We start from the raw sequence: 20,924 nt of genomic DNA, 5'->3' as shown, positions 1-20,924 counted from the left end.
CGCAGGGCGGGCAGGGAATCCCCAAGACCGTCAGCCCGAAGTCCCGAAAACAGCGCCATGGACGTCACCCGTCGGTATCGCCAGGAATAACACTTGCCGTCAACGACCGAGTGCGACTGATCAACTTGATCAACACAAACAACACCCAACCAACAATCAATGAGTTCAAGATCATATCAATCACACGCCCCACCATGATCTCCCCACCAAAGTAGGGAACCGAGAGATCCTGCCAACTACCGCCAAGAGCCAACGGATTGAGCAGAGGCATCAACAGATCCTTGGTAATCACATCCACAATCTGCTGAAACTGAGTGGCCACGAGCACACCGATGGCCAATTCCAATGCATTGCCCTTCTTAAAGAAGAAGTCAGCATACTCACGTAACCAACGACGAAACATTGCAGCTCAAATCAGCAGCTTCCATCCTGACAGATCAGCCAAGACAAAAAAAAGGAGGGCAATAGCCCTCCCCTTGGCATTGCGTCGAACCGACTGCGATCAATAGTCGAAGTCGCCGCCCATGCCGCCGCCGGCAGGAGCTGCTTCCTTCTTCTCGGGCATGTCAGCCACGATGCACTCGGTGGTCAACACCATGCCTGCGATCGAGGCGGCATTTTGCAATCCGGAACGAGTCACCTTGGCGGGGTCGACGATACCGGCAGCCAGCATGTCGACATACTCGCCAGTAGCAGCGTTATAGCCCTCGGTGAAGGGCTTGTTCTTCACGTGCTCGGCCACCACAGAGCCGTTCACACCGGCGTTCTCAGCGATGCGCTTGAGGGGAGCGGTAAGGGACGAGGCCACGATGGTGGCACCGATCAGCTCCTCGCCGGAGAGGTTGGCAGCAGCCCACTGCTCGAGAGCAGGAGCCAGGTGAGCCAGGGTGGTACCACCACCAGGAACAATGCCCTCTTCAACAGCCGCCTTGGTGGCGTTGATGGCATCTTCCAGGCGCAGTTTCTTGTCCTTCATCTCGGTCTCGGTGGCAGCGCCCACCTTGACCACGGCCACACCGCCGCTCAGCTTGGCCAGACGCTCCTGCAGCTTCTCCTTGTCATAGGAGGAGTCGGTTTCGTCCATCTGCTTGCGGATCTGCTCGCAGCGGGCCTTCACAGCCACCTCGTTGCCTTCGGCCACGATCGTGGTGGTGTCCTTATTGATGGTGATGCGGCGGGCAGTGCCCAGCATCTCCAGCTTGGCGTTCTCCAGCTTGAGGCCGGCGTCCTCAGTGATCAGCTGACCGTTGGTGAGAACGGCGATGTCTTCAAGCATGGCCTTACGGCGATCGCCGAAGCCAGGAGCCTTGACAGCGGCCACGTTGAGCACACCGCGCAGACGGTTCACCACCAGAGTGGCGAGTGCTTCCTTCTCGATGTCCTCAGCGATGATCAGCAGAGGCTTGCCTGTGCGGGCAATCTGCTCGAGCACGGGCACCAGATCCTGCACCAAGCCGATCTTCTTATCGGTGAGCAGGATGTAAGGCTCTTCGAGCACCGCTTCCATCCGCTCGGTGTCGGTGGCGAAGTAGGGGGAGATGTAGCCCTTGTCGAAGCGCATGCCCTCGGTGACCTCCAGCTCGGTGGTCATCGACTTTCCTTCCTCGAGGGAAATCACACCCTCTTTGCCAACCTTATCCATGGCGTCGGCGATCATCTTGCCGACTTCTTCGTCGTTGCCGGCAGAGATGGTGCCCACCTGGGCGATGGCGTTGGAGTCGCTGATCGGCTTGGCGTGCTCCTTGATCTTTTCAACCAAGAACTCGGCGGCCTTGTCGATGCCCTTCTTGAGGGTGATCGCATTGGCGCCGGCGGCCACGTTGCGCAGCCCGGCCTTCACCATGGCGTGGGCCAGCACGGTGGCGGTGGTGGTGCCGTCGCCGGCAGCGTCGTTGGTCTTTGAGGCGGCCTGACGAATCAGAGCAACACCGGTGTTCTCGATGTGGTCCTCAAGCTCAATCTCTTTAGCGATGGTGACGCCATCGTTAATGATTTGAGGAGCACCAAACTTCTTCTCCAGCACCACATTGCGACCCTTGGGTCCAAGGGTGACGGCAACGGATTCGGCCAGGATGTCAATGCCTTTCTCGAGGGCGCGGCGGGCCTGCTCGTTGTAAATAATGCGCTTAGCCATGGAAGGCGGATCTCGCGATTGAAACGGTTAAAAACTTGGAGTGGGTCGGAATGAGCTGATCGCTCAGTTGACGACAGCCAGGATGTCCTTTTCGGACAGCAGCACATACTCATCGGAGCCGAGCTTGATGTCGGTACCCGCGTACTTGCTGTAAAGCACCTTGTCGCCGATGCTCACTTCAGGGGTCTGACGAGAGCCATCGTCGTTGCACTTACCCGGCCCCACCTGCACCACTTCACCCACCTGGGGCTTTTCCTTGGCGGTGTCAGGCAGAAGGATGCCGCCGGCGGTTTTTTCCTCAGACTCCGACACCTTGATAAAGATGCGGTCGCCCAGGGGCTTGACGGTGGAAACGCTGAGAGAAACAGCAGCCATGGATGGAATGCGATGAAGAAAGCGAAACCATTGGCATGGCGCCAGAGACGCTGCCAGGGTCGCGGCGTCGAAACGCCGGGCAAAGCGAGTTAGCACTCACCTGCCTTGAGTGCCAAGCTATTGGGGAGAGCTACTGGGGTTCAAGCGCTGGCCTGGGCGGTTGACCGAACAGTGGTGGCGACTCGACCGAACAGCCCCTAGGCGGATGGCACGCGGTGGTAAGGTTGCGCCGCTTCGGAGCGGGTTTGAGCCCGCTGCGCGTCCCCAGCGACTTCTCCCCATAAATGGCTGCTGCTACTGCCACCGGCACCAAAGGCATCATCCGGCAGGTGATCGGCCCGGTGATCGACGTTGAATTCCCGGCCGGCAAGCTGCCAAAGATCTACAACGCCCTCCGCGTGACGGGCAAAAACTCAGCCGGTCAAGACGTGGCTCTGACCGCTGAAGTGCAACAGCTCCTGGGTGACCACCGCGTGCGCGCCGTGGCCATGAGCACCACCGATGGTCTGGTGCGCGGCATGGAAGCCGTCGACACCGGCGCTGCCATCTCTGTGCCCGTTGGTGAAGCCACTCTCGGCCGCATCTTCAATGTGCTCGGAGAGCCCGTTGATGAGCAAGGCCCGGTGACCACCACCGCCACTGCTCCGATCCATCGCGAAGCTCCCAAGCTCACCGATCTCGAAACCAAGCCCCAGGTGTTCGAGACCGGTATCAAGGTGATCGACCTCCTGGCTCCCTACCGCCAAGGCGGCAAGGTTGGCCTGTTCGGTGGCGCCGGTGTCGGCAAAACCGTGTTGATCCAGGAGCTGATCAACAACATCGCCAAAGAGCACGGCGGTGTGTCTGTGTTCGCCGGCGTGGGTGAGCGCACCCGTGAGGGCAACGATCTCTACGAGGAATTCAAGGAATCGGGCGTGATCAACCCCGACGACCTATCCAAGTCGAAGGTGGCCCTCTGCTACGGCCAGATGAACGAGCCCCCGGGCGCCCGCATGCGCGTGGGTCTGTCGGCTCTCACCATGGCTGAGCACTTCCGCGACGTGAACAAGCAGGACGTGCTGCTGTTCGTGGACAACATCTTCCGCTTTGTGCAGGCCGGTTCTGAGGTGTCAGCACTGCTGGGCCGCATGCCGTCGGCTGTGGGCTACCAGCCCACCCTTGGCACTGATGTGGGCGCTCTGCAGGAGCGCATCACCTCCACGCTGGAAGGTTCGATCACCTCGATTCAGGCCGTCTACGTGCCTGCGGACGACCTGACCGACCCGGCTCCCGCAACCACCTTCGCCCACCTGGATGCCACCACCGTGCTCAGCCGCGGCCTGGCCTCCAAGGGCATCTACCCCGCTGTGGATCCCCTGGATTCCACCAGCACCATGCTCCAGCCTGCCGTTGTGGGCGACGAGCACTACCGCACCGCCCGTGCCGTGCAGTCCACCCTGCAGCGCTACAAAGAGCTCCAGGACATCATTGCGATTCTGGGTCTGGACGAACTGTCTGAAGACGACCGCCGCACTGTGGACCGCGCTCGCAAAATTGAGAAGTTCCTCTCTCAGCCCTTCTTCGTGGCTGAGATCTTCACCGGCATGCCCGGCAAGTACGTGAAGCTGGCGGACACCATCAGTGGCTTCAACATGATCCTGGCAGGCGAGCTGGATCATCTTCCCGAAGCGGCCTTCTACCTGGTAGGCAACATCGATGAAGTGAAAGCCAAGGCCGCCAAGATCCAAGCTGAAGCCAAAGGCTGATCCGGAGGCTTAACTGATGTCTCTCACCCTTCGCGTTCTGGCACCTGACCAGAGCGTCTTCGACGGCAACGCCGACGAAGTGATCCTTCCCAGCACCACCGGCCAGCTCGGCATCCTTCCCGGTCACGTTTCCCTCCTCACCGCCCTCGATTTCGGTGTGCTGCGGGTTCGTGAAGGCAATGGATGGCAGGCGATTGCCCTCCAGGGCGGCTTTGCCGAAGTGGATGCCGACGAAGTCACCGTGCTGGTGAATGCGGCCGAACTCGGCAACAGCATCAACGCTGATGCTGCCGGCAAGGAGCTGGATGCGGCCACGGCGGCCCTGGCCAAGTTCGAAGGCCAACCGGCTAGTGCCGACAAGATCAAAGCCCAGCAGGAGCTGGCCCGCGCCCGTGCTCGCGTGCAGGCTGCCAAGGCCTGACCAGCTTGCGTCGCCATTCGATTCCTAGCGCCCCCAGCGGGGCGCTTTTTTCGTCTCAGCCAGTGAGATCGCACTGATGGGCGTTGGCCATGATCTGGGAGTTCAGCTGCATCAATGGTTGGCCGCGGAACCCGCCAGCCTGCTGCAGTCGCGTGCGCTCACCAACCGGCTGATGGATGCATTGGGCGCCAACGAGAGCCTGCGCGGACCTGTACGCGATCTCGCTGGTCAACCGCTACTCCTGCAGGCTCTACACAACCGGGGAGCCACGCAGCAATCAGCCCTGGCCAGCCTAAAAGCCCAACTCAGCGGCACCTACGCACCAGCAGTGCTGCAGGAACTGCTCGATCTGCTGCAGGCCGCCACTGGGCAAACCGCTTCGGATGAGGAGACGCACCCAGCATCAGCACCCGTATCAGATGCGCTAGCCCCGGGCATTCCAGCAGCGGCCCCTCAGCTCTGGCGCGATCTTGAACGCTTGGCCCCAGGGCTAGCCCTGGCGGCCGCAGGCGCCCTGGTGTTCGCCTGGGCTGGCGCCGAGCTGGATCAGGCCTTGTTCGACGTGTGGAACTGGAGCAGCGGAGTGGTACTGGTGCTCGTGCTCGCCCTGCTGCAAGCCCTGAGCCTTGGGCCGCTCAAGCCGTTGCGGCGCCGCTGGCCCCTCTCCAGCGAGCAGGCCAGCCAGCCACGCCAAGCCTGGCGCTGGCTGAGCCAGGCTTGGATCCACAGCAGCGGCCTCGAAGCTGGCCTCAACTTGATCCTGCTGCTGATCCTGCTGGGGAACTCGCCGCTGCAACTGAGCGATGTGATTCTGCGCTACTGCTTAACCGCCCTGGCCTGCCTCGTTCTGGCCGCCTTCTGCGCTGGGCGATGGCAGGTCACGCGGCTGTGGAGCGGTGCGTCAGGTGCCATTAGCGCCCTGATCGGCCTGGCAGCGGGGCTGAGCCTGTTGCAGTGGCGCGTGCTCAACTTCGAAAGCGCCGGGCTCACAATCCCCGCATGGGTGCTGCTGCTGGTGTATGGCGCTTTGCAACTGGGCTGGCAGCTGCCGCGGCAACATTCCGCTGAGACCAGCACGGCCGCGCAGCGGCTGTTATCCAGCAGCTGGGGCTGGGGTTTGCTGCTCGGCTTGCTCTGGGCCGTGGTTACCCGGATCCGGGAATTGCTGTAGTGGCCTGCTGCATGTAACGGCCCCACAACTCGGCCACCTGGGCACCGCTGGCAGCCTGGGCCGGGGTGTTGTCGTCGTTCCCCATCCAGATGGCGGTAAGCAGCTTGCTGGAGGGGGAGTAGCCCACAAACAGCACGTCCACACCGTTGTTGGTGGTGCCGGTTTTGCCACGGGCGTCGGCCACCAGGCCCGCGGCCCGACCCGTGCCGCCCTGCACCACGCCAACCAGCAGTTGATCCATCTTGGCCGCCAGGTCTGGGGGCAGCAGCTGCCGCATCTGCTCGCCGATCGGCACGGTGACGCCCCGCTGCGGGCACTGCTCGAGGCTCTTGATCGAACCGCAAACGCCCAAGTCGTAGATACGGCTGACGCCATGGATGGGAACGGAGCGGCCACCATTAGCCACCACCGCATAGGCGCGGGCCAGCTCGTAGAGATAGGTTTCTCGGCCGCCAAGGATGGTGTTGTAATCGGCATCGAGGGGCGTGGACAAGCCCAGGCGGCGGGCCAGCTTGAGCACCGCCGGCAACCCGGCCCGTTCTGCCAAGCGCAGGGCCACCACGTTTTCCGAGCGGGCAAAACCATCCGCCACGCTGATGCTGCCCCCTCCGCTGCGGCAGCCCGCCACGTAATCGAGGGGGGCGCAGGAGATCCGATCGAGCGATGAAACGCCCGCGGCCAGGGCTGCCAGAAAGGGGAAGAGCTTGAAGGTGGAGCCCGGCTGGCGCAGGGCCTGCACGCGATCAAAGCTGGAGCGGCTGTAATCGCCACCACCCACGTAAGCAAGGATGTCGCCGGTTTCGGTGTTAACCGTGATCAGGGCCCCCTGGCTAAGGCCTGCTGCAGCGGCGGGCCCCTCCAAGAAACGCTTGAGCTGATCCTGAGCGATCTGCTGCAAGCGGGGATTGATCGTGCTCACCACGGCGTAATTGCCATCGGCATCGGCGCTGCTCAGATCAAGGCCGAAGCGGGTCCCCCCCAGCTCACCGAGCACGTAATCGCTGAAGAAGGGATAGCTGCTGAACGTGGATTCCCGGCAGGCGGAGGGATCGATATTGAGCGGGCGCCGTTGCGCATCGATCAGAGCCTGGTCGCTGAGCCAACCCTGTTCATGCATCAGCTTGAGCACGAGATTGCGGCGCTCCAGGCCGGCGCCGGGATCGTCGAGATTGCAGGGGCTATAGCCATTGGGGCTGGGTAGCAATCCCACCAGGAAGGCCGCCTGGCTCACATCGAGATCGCTGGCCGACTTGCGGAAATAGAGCTGCGCGGCCTGCTCAAAGCCTTCGGTGCCGAACCCCAGATAAGCCCGATCCAGATAAAGCTTGAGGATCTGGTTCTTGCTGAAACCCACCTCAAGCTGCAGCGCCACCCACAGCTCGCGCAGCTTGCGGGTGAGGCTCAGATCTCGGCCCACCTCTGGGTACACCATGCGGGCCACCTGCTGGGTGAGGCCGCTGCCGCCGCCAGTACCCAGCAGAGCTGAGCGCAACGTGCCAAACAGATCGATCCCGCTGTTCCAGCCGAAGCGCGCCTCCTCCGAAGCCATCAGCGCCTGACGCAGATGCAGGGGATAGCTCTGAAGCGAAGGAAGCGCCGTGGAGGCCCCCTCCTTCGCATCGATCTGGCGGCCATCGGCGGCAAAGATTTTCACCGGGCCAGAGATGGATCGGATCTTCGAGCCGCCACCGATGCTGGAGGCGAGCAGCATGCCGCTCACAACCAGGGTGGAGCCAGCCAGGGCCGCTACACCGATCAGGTGCACCGCCTGCTCCAGCGGACTACGGGGATGGCGATAACGCAGCTCCGGCGCCTGGCCCTTCAGGGGCGAGCCCAGGCGCACCGCATCGCCGTCGCGCAGCTGAATCCAGCGGATGCGGCGGTCGCGGTGAAACAGCCCATTGGCGGAGTTGAAATCCTCCAGGGCAAAGTCGCGGTCGCTGGGGCGCTGTTTCTCGAGGATGGCGTGCACCCGGCTCAGGCCCGGTTCCTCCAGGGGCAGCTCACAGGCTGGATCGCGGCCTAGCCGGTATCGCTCATTCGCGAGCACGCGCTCGCTGAGCTGCTGGCCGCCGCTCCATAGCTCCACGCTGGCCTCGCGGGCCAGCAGCGGCTGCCAGGCCTGGGTGATGGCTGCAGGCCGTTCGCGCCAGGGGCCACGCAGAGCTGCTCGCGCCAGCTCGCGCCAAAGTTCCAGCTGAGATGGCGATGCCAGGCAGGTGTTGCAGCCCGGCCATAGGCTACGGCCAGCCTTGAAGCGATTCGTTGCTGCGCCAGCGGGACCCCTGGGAACCCTTCCGGCTATGGCTGGCATTCACGATCGGGTTGTATGCCATCCGGGCCTTCTTCGCCGCCACCTGGGTGGGTGCACTTCCCGGCTGGGTGCTGCTGGTGATGGTGCTTTTCGCCCTAGCCCTGGCCAGCAAGGCCCTGCTCTTCCCCGGGCGGGTGGTGCCCTATCGAGAGCGCGACGGCGGCTGGTGGAACGACCTGCGCGACGACTGGCAACTCTGGTGGCGCCGAAGGCGCGGTGAGCCATGAGCGCCCCCACCGCAAAGCTGCTGCTGGCCGCCGACCGCCGCAAGGTGGCACCGCTGGATCCCGCTGAACCGCTCACCATCGGCCGCGCCGCGGCCAATCGGCTCTGCCTGGCCAACCAGGAGGGGGTGTCAGATCACCACGCCGTGGTGCGTTTCTCCAGTAGCCAAGGCTGGCTGGTGTGCGATTGGCAAAGCAGCGATGGCACGTTTCTGGAGGGCCGTCAGGTGCACCAATGCCGGCGCCTTGACGACGGCGATGAAATCCGCCTTGGGCGTAGCGGCCCGGTGCTGGTGTTCGAATGCGCCGTCACCCCAGCCCAGTCATCCAGCCCGGCGCCGCAAAGCATCAGCGTGGGCAACAAGCACGTGGCTGTGGCCGAGATCCGCACCGCCTCCGTGCAGAGCGAGCCCCAGCACCCTCACATCTTCAGCTGGTGGCTGCTGTTGTGCCTGGGCGGGTTACTCCTGCTGCCATTCCCGCTGCTGTTCTGGCCGTTGCAGGCAGGAGCTCTAACTGGCTGGATCCTGCTGGGCTCCCGCAAGCAGCACAAGCTCACGCTGGTGCTGCGCGATGGCCGGGCTCTGCGCCATGGCTTCGCCAACCGCCGCACGGCGCTGGCCCACCGCAATGGCATCCGCCAGGCCATCGGCCAGGACCCAGCCCTGCCATGAACGGGTTGCTACCGGAAGGCGAAAACCTGCGTTTTGAGGGCCTAGAGCAACCGCTACAGATCGAGCGGGCTCTGGGGGGCGGCAGCCAGGGCCAAGTCTTTGCCGTGCAGCTGGGGAACGAGCGACTGGCGTTGAAGTGGTACTTCCCCGCCTGCATCGCCCGCGACCCTCAGCTGCAGGAGCGTCTGCAGCAGAGCATCCGGCTAGGAGCGCCAAATGAGGATTTCCTCTGGCCGCTGGCGGTGCTGGAGCCCACCACCACCAGCCGCAGCCGGATCCGGGCATCCCCTGCCGGTTTCGGCTACCTAATGGCCCTCCGCCCCGGCGATTTCCTCGGCGCCCACCAGCACGCAGGCGGTGCGATCGAGATCAGCCTGCAAAACGTGATCAAGGCCTGCTTCCACCTGGCGGAGGCCTTCCACCAGCTGCATCTCAAGGGCCTCTGTTACAAGGACATTTCGCTGGGCAATCTCTTCCTGCAGCCCGGCAGCGGCCGCATCCTGATCTGCGACAACGACAACGTGGATGTGGATGGGCGCGGCAGCGGCAGCGTGCTCGGCACGCCGGGCTTCATGGCCCCAGAGGTGTTGCTAGGCCTGGCCCGGCCAAGCGCTGGTAGCGACCTGTTCTCGCTGGCGGTGCTGCTCTTCCGGTTGCTGACGCGTCACGATCCCTTCCGCGGCCAGCAAGAACTGGCCATCCGCTGCCTGGATGAACCGGCGCGGCGGCGGGTCTACGGCGAGGAAGCCCTCTTCATTTTTGATCCCCACAACAGCGCCAACCGCCCCGATCCGATCGAGCACAGTGCTGCGCTGATTACCTGGCCGATCTATCCGGATGCGCTGCAGCGTCTGTTTGTACAGAGCTTCGGGCCAGGGCTGCACCAACCCAACCAACGCACCCTCACCGGCCAGTGGAAGCAGGCGATCAGCCATTGCCTGGATCAACGGCAGCTGTGCCAGCACTGCGGCCAGGAGACCTTCCCAACCGCCGATGCCCCCAGCCGCTGCTGGAGCTGCAGCTCCGCTCTGGCACCACCGGTGCAGCTGCAGCTCCCCCACGGGCGCGTCAGCGCCACCGACGGCAATGAGCTCCAGCCCCACCACTTCGATCCTTTGAACAGTGAAGCGATCAACACGCCGCTGGCGCGCCTGGTGGCACACCCGAGCGAACCGAGCCTGCTGGGCCTACAGAACCTGAGCCAAAGCCGCTGGCACGGCCAAACGCAGGCTGGCCAGAGCATCGAGCTGGACCCTGGCAAAACCTGTAATCTCGCGGCCCTGCAGCAGCTTCAAAGCAGTGCCGGATCAATCCTGGTGCTGCGCCCTTAAGCCATGCCCTTCCCCAACGTTCGGCTCAGCAACCGGCCGCTGCACTTCATCTATCTCTGCGACTGCTCCGGCTCGATGGCGGCCCAGGGGAAGATGCAGGCCCTCAACCAGGCCATCCGACAGTCGCTACCAGGGATGGCGGAGGTGGCTCGCGAGAACCCGGAAGCGCGGGTGCTGGTGCGCGCCGTGCGCTTTGCCGATCAGGCTGTTTGGCACCTGCCAGAACCCACGCCGGTGCAGCAGCTGCAGTGGCGCGACCTCGAGGCCGGCGGCATCACATCCATGGGCGAGGCCCTCAATTTGGTGGCCGATGCCCTGCAGTCGCCACCGATGGAGGAGCGAGCCCTCCCGCCGGTGCTAGTGCTGATCTCCGATGGCCAGCCCACCGATGATTTCGATGCAGGCCTGGCCAATCTGATGCGGCGGCCCTGGGCCCAGAAGGCGGTGCGCCTGGCGATCGCCATGGGCCACGACGCCGATCTGGACGTGCTGCAGCAATTCATCGGGCCGGAACCCACCAGCCACAACAAATCACCGCGGCGGCCGCTACAGGCCAGTAACGCCACCACCCTGGCCCAGTACATCCAATGGGCCTCCACCGCCGTGGTGGGAGCCGCCTCTATGCCCGCCAGCCGCGTGACACCCGCTGAAGCGCCGCTGCCGAGCAGCGGCAGCAACATCCCCTTGCCGGATCTGCCACCCACCTTGTTGGATCCCAGCGACGACGTGGGTCCGCTGGTGTGGTGACCCCCTGGCAGCAGCCAAGGGCCTGCAGCGTGATCGGCGCAGCACATCAGCGCCGCGGGCAACCCTGCCAGGACGCCAGCTTGAGCGTGAGCCTGCGCAGTCGCCACGGCAGGCTGCAACTAATGGCGGTCGCCGACGGCCATGGCAGCGCCCTGTACGGGCTCAGCCACCGGGGCAGCGCCCTGGCCTGCCAGGTGGCGCAGCAGGCCGTGGAGACAGCTCTGGTTCAAACGCCTCTAGCGGATCACCAGCGCTGGCTGCAACTTTTGGAGCGAGAGCTGGCCGCAAGCATCCAACAGCAATGGCGACACGCGATCAAAGCCGACTGGTTCGAGCACTCCCAGGGCAACGATCAAGCCTTTTCACCGCTCAGCTACGGCACCACCTTGGGCCTGGTGCTGCTGGCACCAGAGTGGTGGGGCTGCACCGGCATCGGCGATTGGGACTTGGTGGGGGTGACACGCCAGGGCACCGCCGAACTGCTGAGCGAAGAGCTCGGACACAGAGGCAGTGAGGCCACCGGGAGCCTCTGCCAGCCGCCGGAGCAGCAGCACTGGCAACAACGAGCCCGGCTGGAGCTGGGCAGCCCGCTGCGGGCCCTTGTGCTCAGCACCGATGGGGTCCGCAAATCCTGCGCCACGGATGCCGACTACCTGCACCTCTGCGCCGGCGTTGTGGACCTGCACAACAGCGATGAGCTGGAGGAGGGGCTGGCCCGGATCACCGCCGAGGGCAGCGGCGACGATGTGTCGCTAGCGATCGCCAGGCGCGGGCAGGCCCCAGACCGCCGCAGGGCCTGGGGGGGCGGTTTGCTGCTGGCTGCGGCTGCTCTGGCACTGGGGAGCTGGCTGCTGAGCAGACGCGACACCCCCCTGCGGGCCATAGCCCGGGAGCTATGCGCCCAGCCCGATCAGATCCGCTCCAACCTCAGCCAGCGCCGTGCCCAGTTCCGAATGCTGCTGGAGCAGCCGCTGGCCGCCACCCAGCTGCGCGAGCGGGTGGCGGTGGATCCGCTGGGGGCGTTAATCGCCACCAGCCAAAACGCAGCGGTGCCGGGCTGTCCGGAGCTCAGCCGCGAGCTGGCCTGGCAATGGCAGCGGGCGCGCACGCCGCAGCCACCAGCAAACGGCAAGATGCCTGCAGCTGCGATACCCGGCGCGGCGCCGGTGAACCCTTGAACGATCACGAGCTCGGAGGCAGGCTGCGCTGCCAGATCCTTAGCGATCTGGAGCGTGGGCTACCCAGCGATGGCCGCCGGCTTCAGGCCCTGGTTGGCGATCTCTGCGGCCAGGAGCAGCGACCGCTGCTGCCTGCGCTGAAATATTTGGTGATGACGCCAGGCTTTAACAACGCCGTAGCCCAGCACCCACCGCTCCCGGCCGATCCCCGCCTGCAACTACGGCTGCAGCAGGAGCTCAACGAGGTGTTCGCTGCAGCGATCAGTGCGCGGATGGAGGCTGTGCTACGCGGGCTGATGGGCCTGGCGGCCGTCAACAGCGAGGGAATGGCTCCAGAGGAACCACCAGAACGCGAACCCGATCTGGACGCAGAGGCTGAAGGGGAGACCTTCGAACTGAACGCCATCCCCCCCAGCGGTGGCAGCCGCGGCCTGGTGGCCGTGCTGAGCTTCATCGCCGGTGTGCTGGTGGTGGGAGTAGGGGGGGGCCTGGCGTGGCTGCTGCTGCAAAGCTCCCCGGTAAGGAACCCGGACGTCGGCGATCTCAGCGGCAGCCCAGCCCGCCAAGATCCGGCGCCATCGGCTGCGGAGCCTCCCACGGCGCCAGAGCCAGATCTTGAGGCCATCCGCAGGGAGGCGGCCTCCACCGCCCAAGCAGTGGCCAGCGTGGAGCAGCTCTACAACGACCTCTCGCTTGGCAACATCCAGGCCGCCCGCCAACGCTTCGGTGGGGAAGCAGCAGATCAGTTCGATCCCGCCTTCTTCAGCCAATTTCAGCGGGTGAGCGTGGACAATCTGCGCAAACTCAGCCGCGATGGCTCTCTGATAACTCTCGAGGGGCTCGTGACCTTTGTGTATCCCGATGGCACCAGCCAGAGCGAATCGCGCAGCTTCACCGTGGAAACCGCCACCGATCCGGCCTTGATCACCGCCAGCAACTTTGGCCAGATCACACGCCGACGCCAATAAGACGCGACACTCATGAAAAAGCCCCCTTGCGGGGGCTTGGGAAACAAACAAGCGGGTGGCTGATCAGGCGGTACCGCAGAAGGTGACGTCGGGGAACTTGAGCTTGGCCTCTTCAAGGCTCTTGCCTTTGCCCTCTTCCTGCCAGTAGTTGATCACCTCGGTGGCCTTGTTGAGGATTTCAACGCGCTCGTTATCGGTGATCCAGCTCTTGCCTTCCAGCTCGGTCTTGAGAGTTTCCCAGGCGTCTTCGCGAGGCCAGAAGAAGTAGGACGTGAGGGGGCTGGGGCCGCCACCCACGATCTGGTCAACGGCCAGGGCCACGTTGTCGGGCAACCAGAGGATCTTCAGCAGGAAGCGGCCTTCATCGGCCTTGGGAGTGCGGCCGGAGGGAACGCCGTTCTCGTCGATGGTGGCGGCGGCCAGAACAGCACTGGCACCACGCAGCACGGGACGGCCTTCTGTGGTGTCCTCTGAGGCAACCTCAGGGGCGGCCGTCGCCACGGCGCTTTCAGCGCTCTCTGTGCTCATGGTGTCAGCGCTCAAGGCTTAATCACAAACAATTAATCTACCAGTCCCTGTGGCCAACCACCTGACTCCCCGCGCCGTCCTGCTGTTCGATATCGACGGCGTGATCCGGGATGTCGGCGGCAGCTACCGCCGAGCGATCGTGGAAACGGTGCACCACTACAGCGGTGTGCGGCCGCACGCAGCCAGCATCGACGCGCTCAAGGCGGAGGGCTGCTGGAACAACGATTGGGAGGCATCACTAGAGCTGCTGCGCCGGGGCGGCCTCGGCCATCTACCGAGCTTCGAAGCTCTGGTGGAGGTGTTCAACAGCTTCTATTTCGGCGGCGACCCCGAGGGAGATCCGAGCGCCTGGCAGGGCTTCATCGGCAGCGAGCCGCTGCTGGTGGAGCGAGAGTTTTTTGAGCAGCTGAGCGCCGCCGGCGTGGCCTGGGGCTTTGTGAGCGGTGCCGAACCACCCTCGGCCCGGTTTGTGCTCGAACAGCGGCTGGGGCTGAGCCACCCACCCCTGATCGCCATGGGAGATGCCCCCGACAAACCCGATCCCACAGGCTTTCTGCACCTGGCCAGCGAGCTGTGCGGCCCCCTGGACACCAGCACCACCCCGGTGGCCTACCTAGGCGACACCGTGGCCGATGTGCTCACCGTGCAGCGCGCTCGCCAGGAGCAACCGCAGCAGCGCTTCCTGAGCCTGGCGGTGGCACCACCCCACCTGCACAGCCCCGACGAGCGTGAACGGCGCGGCCTCTACGAAGCGCAGCTCCTCGAGGCGGGCGCCGATGCGGTGATCCCAACCACCCTTGCGGTGCTGGCGGCCTTGGAGCCAGTGCTCGGCTAGCGCTCCATCGCTGCCGGGGCCTTGAGTGCCGAAGCCGTGAGGTTTTCGTGGCTGTGCTCGGTCACCGCTACGTCATCTTCGATGCGGATCCCAATGCCCTTCCAGCGGTCCTCAATCGCAGGCTGCCCCTCAGGTACCGCCAGGCGATCGCTCACATACAAACCCGGTTCAACGGTGAGCACCATGCCGGGCTCGAGCGCGTTGTGGTGCTCACCGAGGCGATAGGCGCCCACATCGTGCACATCGAGGCCTAGCCAATGGCCGGTGCGATGCATGTAGAGGTGGCGGTAGGCACCCTGCTCGATGATTCCGTCGATCTCGCCGGCCAGAAGCCCTAGATCCACAAGGCCCTGCACCAGCACGCGTACGGCTGTCTCATGCACGCCTTCAGCGGTTTGTCCCGGTGCCACAGCGGCCACGGCGGCCTCTTGGGCCGCGAGCACCAGCTCGTAGAGGGCCCGCTGCTCGCCAGTGAAGTGGCCGTTAATCGGGAAGGTGCGGGTGATGTCTCCGTTGTAGTAGTCGTTCAGGGAGCAGCCGGCATCGATCAGGAGCAGGTCGCCATCGCGCAACTGGGCGTTATTCGAGGTGTAGTGCAACACGCAAGCGTTATCGCCTCCGGCCACGATCGAGTTGTACGCCGCGCCGCGGGCGCCCTGCTCCAGGAAGTGCTGCTCGATCACCGCCTGCACCTGGCGCTCGTTCAATCCAGGCCGCGCCACCTGGCGCGCGAGCTCATGGGCCTCCGCCGAGATGCGAGCCGCCTCGCGCATGCGATCCAGCTCCTCGGGACTCTTGCGCAGCCGCAGCGCGTGCAGCAGTGGGCAGGGAGCCACCAGCCCCAAAGCAGCAGCCCCGCTGCGGGGCGCGCGATCTAGCTGGCCGGCCCAAGCCTGCAGCACCAGCGGCTCCACCGCTGCATGCTTGCCCACCCGAAAGGCGATGCCTTCAGCACCGCTCAGGTACTCCGGCAGGCGCTGGGCCAGCTCGCTGCGGGGATGGGCCAGATCCGCGCCAAACTGCGCCACCGCGCCTTCACACCCCCAGCGAAAACCGTTCCACACCTCGGCGCTCGGCTCCTTGGGGTTCACGAACAGCACAAAGCGCTCCCCTTCAGGCCTGTGCGGCAGGAACAACGCCACTGCATCGGGCTCATCGAAGCCGGTGAGATACCAGAAGTCGCTGTTCTGGCGGAACGGCCACTCGCAATCGGCATGGTGGGTCACCAGCGGGGCCGCGGGCAGCACCGCGGCGGCACCACCGAGAGCCTGGAAGAAACGGGCGCGGCGCTCGGCGTACACGGCTGGGCTGATCAGCATGGAAGCGAGCGGGGCTGAGCGCGACGATGGCACAACCGCTTCAATGCATGGCGTTACCACCGCCGCCTTTGCGTTCCCCCTCCACCGCTGAGCGCTGTGAGCTGCTGCTGGGCGAGTGGCGCAGTGGGCTGCGGCTGAGCGACCGCGAGCGCAGCGCTCTGGGCCCAGACCTCCAAGGGCTTGATCAGCAGTTGCTGGCGTTGCAACAGCGGCGCCTGCGCGTGGCGGTGTTTGGCCGGGTGGGTGTGGGCAAATCCAGCCTGCTGAACGCACTGATGGAGGAGCAAGCCTTTGCCACCGATGTGGCCCATGGCTGCACCCGACGTCAGCAGAGGCGCCCCTGGGGCGTTCGCATCCCAGGCCTGGCGGGGGTGGATCTGGTGGACACCCCCGGCATCGATGAGATCGCTGCCCGGGCCCGGCAGCGTCTAGCGGCCCGGGTGGCCATGGGAGCGGATCTGGTGCTGCTGGTGCTCGACAGCGACCTCACGACACCGGAAGCTGAGGCTCTGGAGCCATTGTTGGCTGCGGGCAAGCCGGTGCTGCTAGTGCTCAACCGGATCGATTGCTGGCCAGAGGATCAACGCGACACCCTGATCAGCAGCATCCGCCGGCGCCTCCCACCAGCCCACCGCGATCTGGATCTTTTGCCGGTGGCCTCGGCGCCGCGGCGGGCCACGGTGTTAGCCGATGGCCGCGTGCGCAGTGAACCGATGCCGCCCCAGGTGGCGCCGCTGCGCCGGGCCCTGCTCCAGCTGCTTGGTCATCACGGCGCGCTGCTCCTGGGGCTCAACGGTCTGCGGGCGGCTGATCGCTTCGCCCAGCGGCTGCACCAGTGGCGGCTGCGGCGTGGCAAAGACGGCGCCCAGGCTCTGATCGGCCGCTACGCCGCGCTCAAGGCCACGGGTGTGGCCGCCAATCCCTTACTGCTGTTGGATCTCGCCGGCGGCATTGCGCTCGACACCGCCCTGGTGGTGCAGCTCTGCGAGCTCTACGGCCTGGAGCTGGGTGGCGGCGGTGCCCGCACCCTGCTCACGCGGCTGTCAGCCCAGAACGCCCTGCTTGGAGGCACCCAGGTGGGCATCCAACTGCTGCTGGGTGGCCTGCGCCAGGTGTTGCTGCTCGCCGCTCCCCTGAGCGGGGGCCTGAGCCTGGCGCCAGCGGCGCCGGTGGCCCTGGCCCAGGCGGCGCTAGCCGTGCACACCACCCGGCTCACCGGCCGACTAGCCGCCGCCGAACTGCTGCGGAGCGCCGAACGGGGCCGGCTGCGCCCCGCGTCGCTGCTGCGGCGACTGGCCCACCAAGACCCTCAGGCCCGGGCCTGGCTGCAGCAATGGCAGGAGAAAAGCAGCCGGCCTGCAGCCCTGAAACCGCTGCTGCCATGAGCGCCACGCCCGCCCTGGCCCTGCTCGGCACCAGCGCCGACCCCCCCACCGAAGGCCACCGGGCGCTGCTGGAGGGGTTGGCCGAGCACTACGGCCAGGTGGCCACCTGGGCCAGCGATAACCCGTTCAAACAGCACGGTGCACCTTTAGAGCTGCGGGCGCAGCTGCTGGGCGCCTTGGTGGAAGCCCTCGGCGATCCACGCATCCACCACGTTCAGGCGCTCAGCCACCCACGGGCGTTGATCACACTGGAGCGGGCAGCCGAGCGCTGGCCGAGTCAAGAGCTGGTGTTTGTGGTGGGGGGCGATCTGGCCGCTCAGGTGCCGAGCTGGTGGAAGGCCGACGAGCTGCTGCAGCGCTGCCGGCTGGCAGTGGTGCCTCGCCAGGGGTTTGTGCTCGATCCGGCAGCGCTGGATGCGATTCGATCGCTAGGCGGGCAGCCAGAGCTCGTGCACCTGCCGGTGCCAGCCACCGCGAGCTCGGCAATCCGCCGCCATCCCAGCCCCGAACAGGTGCCGGCGGCGTTGTGGGCTGAACTGGTTCGTCACAATCTCTATGGCCTGGGGCAGCAGCCCTCCCACACGCCCCGTTAACCGATGCGCCTCGCCCTCGCCCAGATCAATCCGCTGGTGGGCGATTTGGCCGGCAATGGTGCCCAGCTTCTGGCGGCCTGCCAAGCCGCCGCTCTCCAGGGAGCCGATCTGGTGGTGGCGCCGGAGCTGGCCCTCTGGGGCTATCCCCCCCGCGATCTGCTGCTGCGGCCAGCCCTGCGGCAGCGGCAACAAGAGGTGCTGGAGCGACTGGCCTCTGACCTCCCTGAGGGGCTGGCGTTGCTGCTTGGCGTGAGCGAGCCCGCCGGCGATGGCCAACAGCCTGATCTGTTCAACAGCGCTGCCCTGGTGGAGCACGGTGACTGGCGGATCGTGGCGCGCAAACGGCTACTGCCCAGCTACGACGTGTTCGACGAGCAGCGCTATTTCCGCCCCGCCGATGAGCCCTACTTGCTGGAGCTGGAGCGGGGCGGACAGTGCTGGCGCCTTGGCCTCACCATCTGCGAAGACCTCTGGGTGGAGGAGGAGCTGTACCCGCAGCGGCTGCTGGGCGCCGACCCCGTGGCGGAGTTGCAGACGCTCCAGCCCGATCTGCTGATCAACCTCTCGGCATCACCCTTTGGTGACGGCAAAGCGCAGCTGCGGCGCGAACTGGCGGCGGCGGCGGCGCGGCGCCTGCACTGCCCGGTGGTGTACGTGAACCAGGTGGGCGGCAACGACGAACTGGTGTTCGACGGCGGCAGTTTTGTGGCAGCAGCGAGCGGAAGGATCCAATGCCAGCTGGCCTTCGCCACACCTGATCTGGGCATTTGGGACACCACAACGCCAGCCCGTGGGAGCTGTGATAGAGCCGCCGCCCTGCCGGACCCCAACGAACTGCTGCTACGCACCTTGGTGCTGGGGGTGCGTGATTACGCGCGTAAGTGCGGCTTCGGCAAGGCGTTGCTGGGGCTCAGCGGCGGCATCGATTCAGCCCTGGTGGCAGCGATTGCCGCAGCGGCTTTGGGTCCAGACAATGTGAAGGCTTTGTTGATGCCCTCGCCCTGGAGCTCGCCCGGATCGATCAACGACTCCCTTGCCCTGGCCAATCGGTTGGGGATCGCCACCCACACCGTGCCGATCGAGGCGCTGATGACGAGCTTCGACACCGCCCTCACACCGCCACTGAGCGCGGTACCCGAAGGGCTCACGGCTGAAAACTTGCAATCGCGGATCCGCGGGACCTTGCTGATGGCGGTGGCCAACCAGCAGGGCCAACTGCTGCTCGCCACCGGCAATAAGTCGGAACTGGCGGTGGGCTACTGCACCCTCTATGGCGACATGAATGGCGGCCTGGCCGTGATCGGCGACCTCTACAAAACCGGCGTGTTCAGCCTCTGCGCCTGGCTGGATTCGCCGCAAGCCACACACTGCCGCCAGGATCTGGGTTTTCCGCCTAACGGTGAACTGATCGGCCTCGCGATTCGCGACAAACCGCCGAGCGCCGAATTACGGCCCGACCAACAAGACAGCGATTCGCTGCCCGACTACGCGGTGCTCGACCCTGTTCTCCAGGCGCTGCTCGAAGAGCACCAAAGCCCGGAAGAGCTTGTCACCAGTGGTGTCGATCGGGCTATGGCCGATCGCGTGATGCAGCTGCTACGACGCGCGGAGTTCAAACGCCGACAAGCGCCACCGGTGCTCAAGCTCGGCCAACGCTCCTTCGGTAGCGGCTGGCGGATGCCGATCGCAGCGGCCTGATCAACGGTGCGGCACCCAACGCATCGCGCGGCGTGAGCCGATGCTCAAACGCGTGCAGTGGCCAACCCCTGCCAGCAGCGCCAAGCTGAAGGCTGACCAGCCCCGCGGGTGCCCCATGGCCGGCTCCATCGCCCCGATCGCCAGCATCGGCGTGCCGCGGGAAATCAAACCCGATGAACGGCGGGTTGCCCTCACACCCGATGCGGTGCGGGAGCTGGTGAGCCATGGCCTGCAGGTGCGCATCGAGCAGGGAGCCGGCGAAGGCGCTGGCATCAGCGATGCGGCGTTTGAAACCGCAGGGGCGGCCGTGGTGGATCAAGCGGAAGCCTGGGGTGCGCACCTGGTGGTGAAGGTGAAGGAGCCACAGCCAGAGGAATTCGGCTTTCTGCGGCGTGATCTGGTGCTGTTCACCTATCTGCACCTTGCCGCCTATCCCGCCGTAGGCCGTGCCCTGCTCGATGCCGGCACCACGGCCATCGCCTATGAAACCGTGCAGCTCGACGACGGCAGCCTGCCGCTGCTGGCACCGATGAGCGAAATCGCTGGCCGCCTCGCGGCGCAGGTGGGCGCCAGGCTGCTGGAGAAACCCCAGGGCGGCCGTGGCGTCTTGATCGGCGGCTGCACCGGCGTGCGGCCAGCGCGGGTGGTCGTGCTGGGGGCCGGCAGCGTGGGCTGGAATGCGGCGCGGCTGGCCGCCGCCATGGACGCAGAGGTGCTTCTGCTGGATCTCTCGCCCGAGCGGTTGCGGCGGTTGGAGGGTCAGCGGCAGGGGCGCCTGGTGAGCCTGGTTAGCAGCCGCGGCTTGCTGGAGCGGCTGGTGCCCAGCGCCGATCTGCTCATTGGCGCGGTGCTGCTCCCTGGCGATCGTGCACCCACCCTGGTGAGCGAGGAGCTCGTGGCTCAGATGCAAACGGGCTCGGTGATCGTGGATGTGGCCATCGACCAGGGCGGCTGCATTGCCACCAGCCGCGAAACCACCCACACCGATCCAGTGGTGACCATTCACGGCGTACAGCACTACGCCGTGGGCAACATGCCCGGCGCCGTGCCATTTACCTCCACAGAGGCCTTGGTGAGCGTCACCCTCCCCTACATCCTCGCCGTGGCCGGCCGTGGCCTGGTGGAAGCCGTCACCGATCGACCGGAGCTGGTATCGGGCCTCAACACCGTGCGTGGTGCCGTTTGCCATCCAGGGGTGGCCAAGGCCCTGGGGCTACCCACGCGCCATCCGATGGCCTGCCTGAGCTGAAGAGATTGTGAGCTAGGGCTGATCCAGTCCGGCCG

At 65.5% G+C, this 20,924-nt stretch carries 20 protein-coding genes; 14 read left to right on the top strand and 6 right to left on the bottom strand.

Translation table 11 applies throughout. From position 1 onward, the window contains the following. Positions 1-64 precede the first annotated feature (64 nt). The 3 genes from KJJ24_RS14460 to groES all read right to left on the bottom strand — a co-directional run bounded on the left by KJJ24_RS14460 (position 65) and on the right by groES (position 2,509). A complete protein-coding gene (locus tag KJJ24_RS14460) occupies positions 65-403 on the bottom strand; it encodes an MscL family protein (protein WP_214339752.1) in 339 nt (112 codons plus the stop codon). Positions 404-502: 99 nt separating this feature from the next. Continuing rightward, positions 503-2,134: a chaperonin GroEL gene (gene groL, locus KJJ24_RS14455; protein WP_214339751.1), complete on the bottom strand. Its 1,632-nt coding sequence runs from the start codon at positions 2,132-2,134 to the stop codon at positions 503-505. Between the two features lie 63 nt (positions 2,135-2,197). Continuing rightward, positions 2,198-2,509 (bottom strand): co-chaperone GroES, encoded by a 312-nt coding sequence (groES, locus tag KJJ24_RS14450; RefSeq protein WP_214339750.1) that lies wholly within the window; start codon positions 2,507-2,509, stop codon positions 2,198-2,200. A 284-nt stretch (positions 2,510-2,793) separates the two neighbouring features. Here groES and atpD point away from each other — a divergent pair, with 284 nt between their 5' ends. The 3 genes from atpD (at position 2,794) to KJJ24_RS14435 (ending at position 5,846) form a co-directional block, all read left to right on the top strand. After that, positions 2,794-4,254: a F0F1 ATP synthase subunit beta gene (gene atpD / locus KJJ24_RS14445; protein WP_214339749.1), complete on the top strand. Its 1,461-nt coding sequence runs from the start codon at positions 2,794-2,796 to the stop codon at positions 4,252-4,254. A 16-nt stretch (positions 4,255-4,270) separates the two neighbouring features. After that, positions 4,271-4,675 carry an ATP synthase F1 subunit epsilon gene (atpC, locus tag KJJ24_RS14440; RefSeq protein ID WP_214339748.1) on the top strand — a complete coding sequence of 135 codons (405 nt, stop codon included), beginning with the start codon at positions 4,271-4,273 and terminating at the stop codon, positions 4,673-4,675. Positions 4,676-4,751: 76 nt separating this feature from the next. Then, the gene (locus KJJ24_RS14435; RefSeq protein WP_214339747.1) at positions 4,752-5,846 is read left to right on the top strand and encodes a rhomboid family intramembrane serine protease; all 1,095 of its coding nucleotides are present in this window, start codon (positions 4,752-4,754) and stop codon (positions 5,844-5,846) included. Here KJJ24_RS14435 and KJJ24_RS14430 read toward each other — a convergent pair. After that, positions 5,821-8,010 (bottom strand): transglycosylase domain-containing protein, encoded by a 2,190-nt coding sequence (locus KJJ24_RS14430; protein ID WP_371811812.1) that lies wholly within the window; start codon positions 8,008-8,010, stop codon positions 5,821-5,823. The two genes, KJJ24_RS14435 and KJJ24_RS14430, sit on opposite strands and share 26 nt — an antisense overlap. A gap of 101 nt (positions 8,011-8,111) precedes the next feature. Here KJJ24_RS14430 and KJJ24_RS14425 point away from each other — a divergent pair, with 101 nt between their 5' ends. Genes KJJ24_RS14425 through KJJ24_RS14400 form a run of 6 tightly spaced genes read left to right on the top strand, consistent with a single transcriptional unit; the run spans position 8,112 to position 13,282 of the window. Beyond that, positions 8,112-8,387 carry a hypothetical protein gene (locus KJJ24_RS14425; RefSeq protein WP_214339745.1) on the top strand — a complete coding sequence of 92 codons (276 nt, stop codon included), beginning with the start codon at positions 8,112-8,114 and terminating at the stop codon, positions 8,385-8,387. After that, positions 8,384-9,058, top strand: coding sequence for an FHA domain-containing protein (locus KJJ24_RS14420; protein ID WP_214339743.1), 675 nt, complete (start codon positions 8,384-8,386; stop codon positions 9,056-9,058). The genes KJJ24_RS14425 and KJJ24_RS14420 overlap by 4 nt, the downstream gene beginning before the upstream one ends. Then, positions 9,055-10,389 (top strand): protein kinase, encoded by a 1,335-nt coding sequence (locus KJJ24_RS14415; RefSeq protein WP_214339741.1) that lies wholly within the window; start codon positions 9,055-9,057, stop codon positions 10,387-10,389. Before KJJ24_RS14420 ends, KJJ24_RS14415 begins: the two co-directional genes overlap by 4 nt. 3 nt (positions 10,390-10,392) lie before the next feature. Further along, entirely contained in the window at positions 10,393-11,136 is a 744-nt protein-coding gene (locus tag KJJ24_RS14410) for a VWA domain-containing protein (protein ID WP_214339739.1), read from the top strand. After that, the gene (locus KJJ24_RS14405) at positions 11,133-12,314 is read left to right on the top strand and encodes a protein phosphatase 2C domain-containing protein (RefSeq protein WP_214339738.1); all 1,182 of its coding nucleotides are present in this window, start codon (positions 11,133-11,135) and stop codon (positions 12,312-12,314) included. Before KJJ24_RS14410 ends, KJJ24_RS14405 begins: the two co-directional genes overlap by 4 nt. Then, positions 12,311-13,282: a hypothetical protein gene (locus tag KJJ24_RS14400; protein ID WP_214339737.1), complete on the top strand. Its 972-nt coding sequence runs from the start codon at positions 12,311-12,313 to the stop codon at positions 13,280-13,282. Before KJJ24_RS14405 ends, KJJ24_RS14400 begins: the two co-directional genes overlap by 4 nt. A gap of 63 nt (positions 13,283-13,345) precedes the next feature. Here KJJ24_RS14400 and KJJ24_RS14395 read toward each other — a convergent pair whose 3' ends face one another. Beyond that, the gene (locus KJJ24_RS14395; RefSeq protein ID WP_371811811.1) at positions 13,346-13,810 is read right to left on the bottom strand and encodes a 30S ribosomal protein PSRP-3; all 465 of its coding nucleotides are present in this window, start codon (positions 13,808-13,810) and stop codon (positions 13,346-13,348) included. A 100-nt stretch (positions 13,811-13,910) separates the two neighbouring features. Here KJJ24_RS14395 and KJJ24_RS14390 point away from each other — a divergent pair, with 100 nt between their 5' ends. Next, a complete protein-coding gene (locus KJJ24_RS14390; RefSeq protein ID WP_250545040.1) occupies positions 13,911-14,645 on the top strand; it encodes a TIGR01548 family HAD-type hydrolase in 735 nt (244 codons plus the stop codon). On the opposite strand, the gene KJJ24_RS14385 is transcribed toward KJJ24_RS14390, so the two are convergent. Beyond that, entirely contained in the window at positions 14,642-15,964 is a 1,323-nt protein-coding gene (locus KJJ24_RS14385) for an aminopeptidase P N-terminal domain-containing protein (RefSeq protein ID WP_214339735.1), read from the bottom strand. The two genes, KJJ24_RS14390 and KJJ24_RS14385, sit on opposite strands and share 4 nt — an antisense overlap. 26 nt (positions 15,965-15,990) lie before the next feature. Between KJJ24_RS14385 and KJJ24_RS14380 the strand changes: the two genes are divergently transcribed. The 4 genes from KJJ24_RS14380 (at position 15,991) to ald (ending at position 20,889) form a co-directional block, all read left to right on the top strand. Beyond that, entirely contained in the window at positions 15,991-17,349 is a 1,359-nt protein-coding gene (locus KJJ24_RS14380) for a DUF697 domain-containing protein (RefSeq protein ID WP_250544804.1), read from the top strand. Beyond that, positions 17,346-17,942 carry a nicotinate-nucleotide adenylyltransferase gene (locus tag KJJ24_RS14375; RefSeq protein WP_214339734.1) on the top strand — a complete coding sequence of 199 codons (597 nt, stop codon included), beginning with the start codon at positions 17,346-17,348 and terminating at the stop codon, positions 17,940-17,942. The genes KJJ24_RS14380 and KJJ24_RS14375 overlap by 4 nt, the downstream gene beginning before the upstream one ends. Positions 17,943-17,945: 3 nt before the next feature. Then, the gene (locus KJJ24_RS14370) at positions 17,946-19,640 is read left to right on the top strand and encodes an NAD+ synthase (RefSeq protein ID WP_214339733.1); all 1,695 of its coding nucleotides are present in this window, start codon (positions 17,946-17,948) and stop codon (positions 19,638-19,640) included. Positions 19,641-19,755: 115 nt separating this feature from the next. Beyond that, the gene (ald, locus tag KJJ24_RS14365; protein ID WP_214339731.1) at positions 19,756-20,889 is read left to right on the top strand and encodes an alanine dehydrogenase; all 1,134 of its coding nucleotides are present in this window, start codon (positions 19,756-19,758) and stop codon (positions 20,887-20,889) included. The last annotated feature ends 35 nt before the right edge of the window (positions 20,890-20,924 follow it).

Origin of the sequence: Synechococcus sp. LA31, assembly GCF_018502385.1 — a bacterium.
In the GTDB taxonomy this organism is placed as follows: Bacteria; Cyanobacteriota; Cyanobacteriia; order PCC-6307; family Cyanobiaceae; genus Vulcanococcus.
The sequence above is the reverse complement of the archived record's forward strand: the minus strand, read 5'-3'. Positions and strand labels throughout refer to the sequence as shown.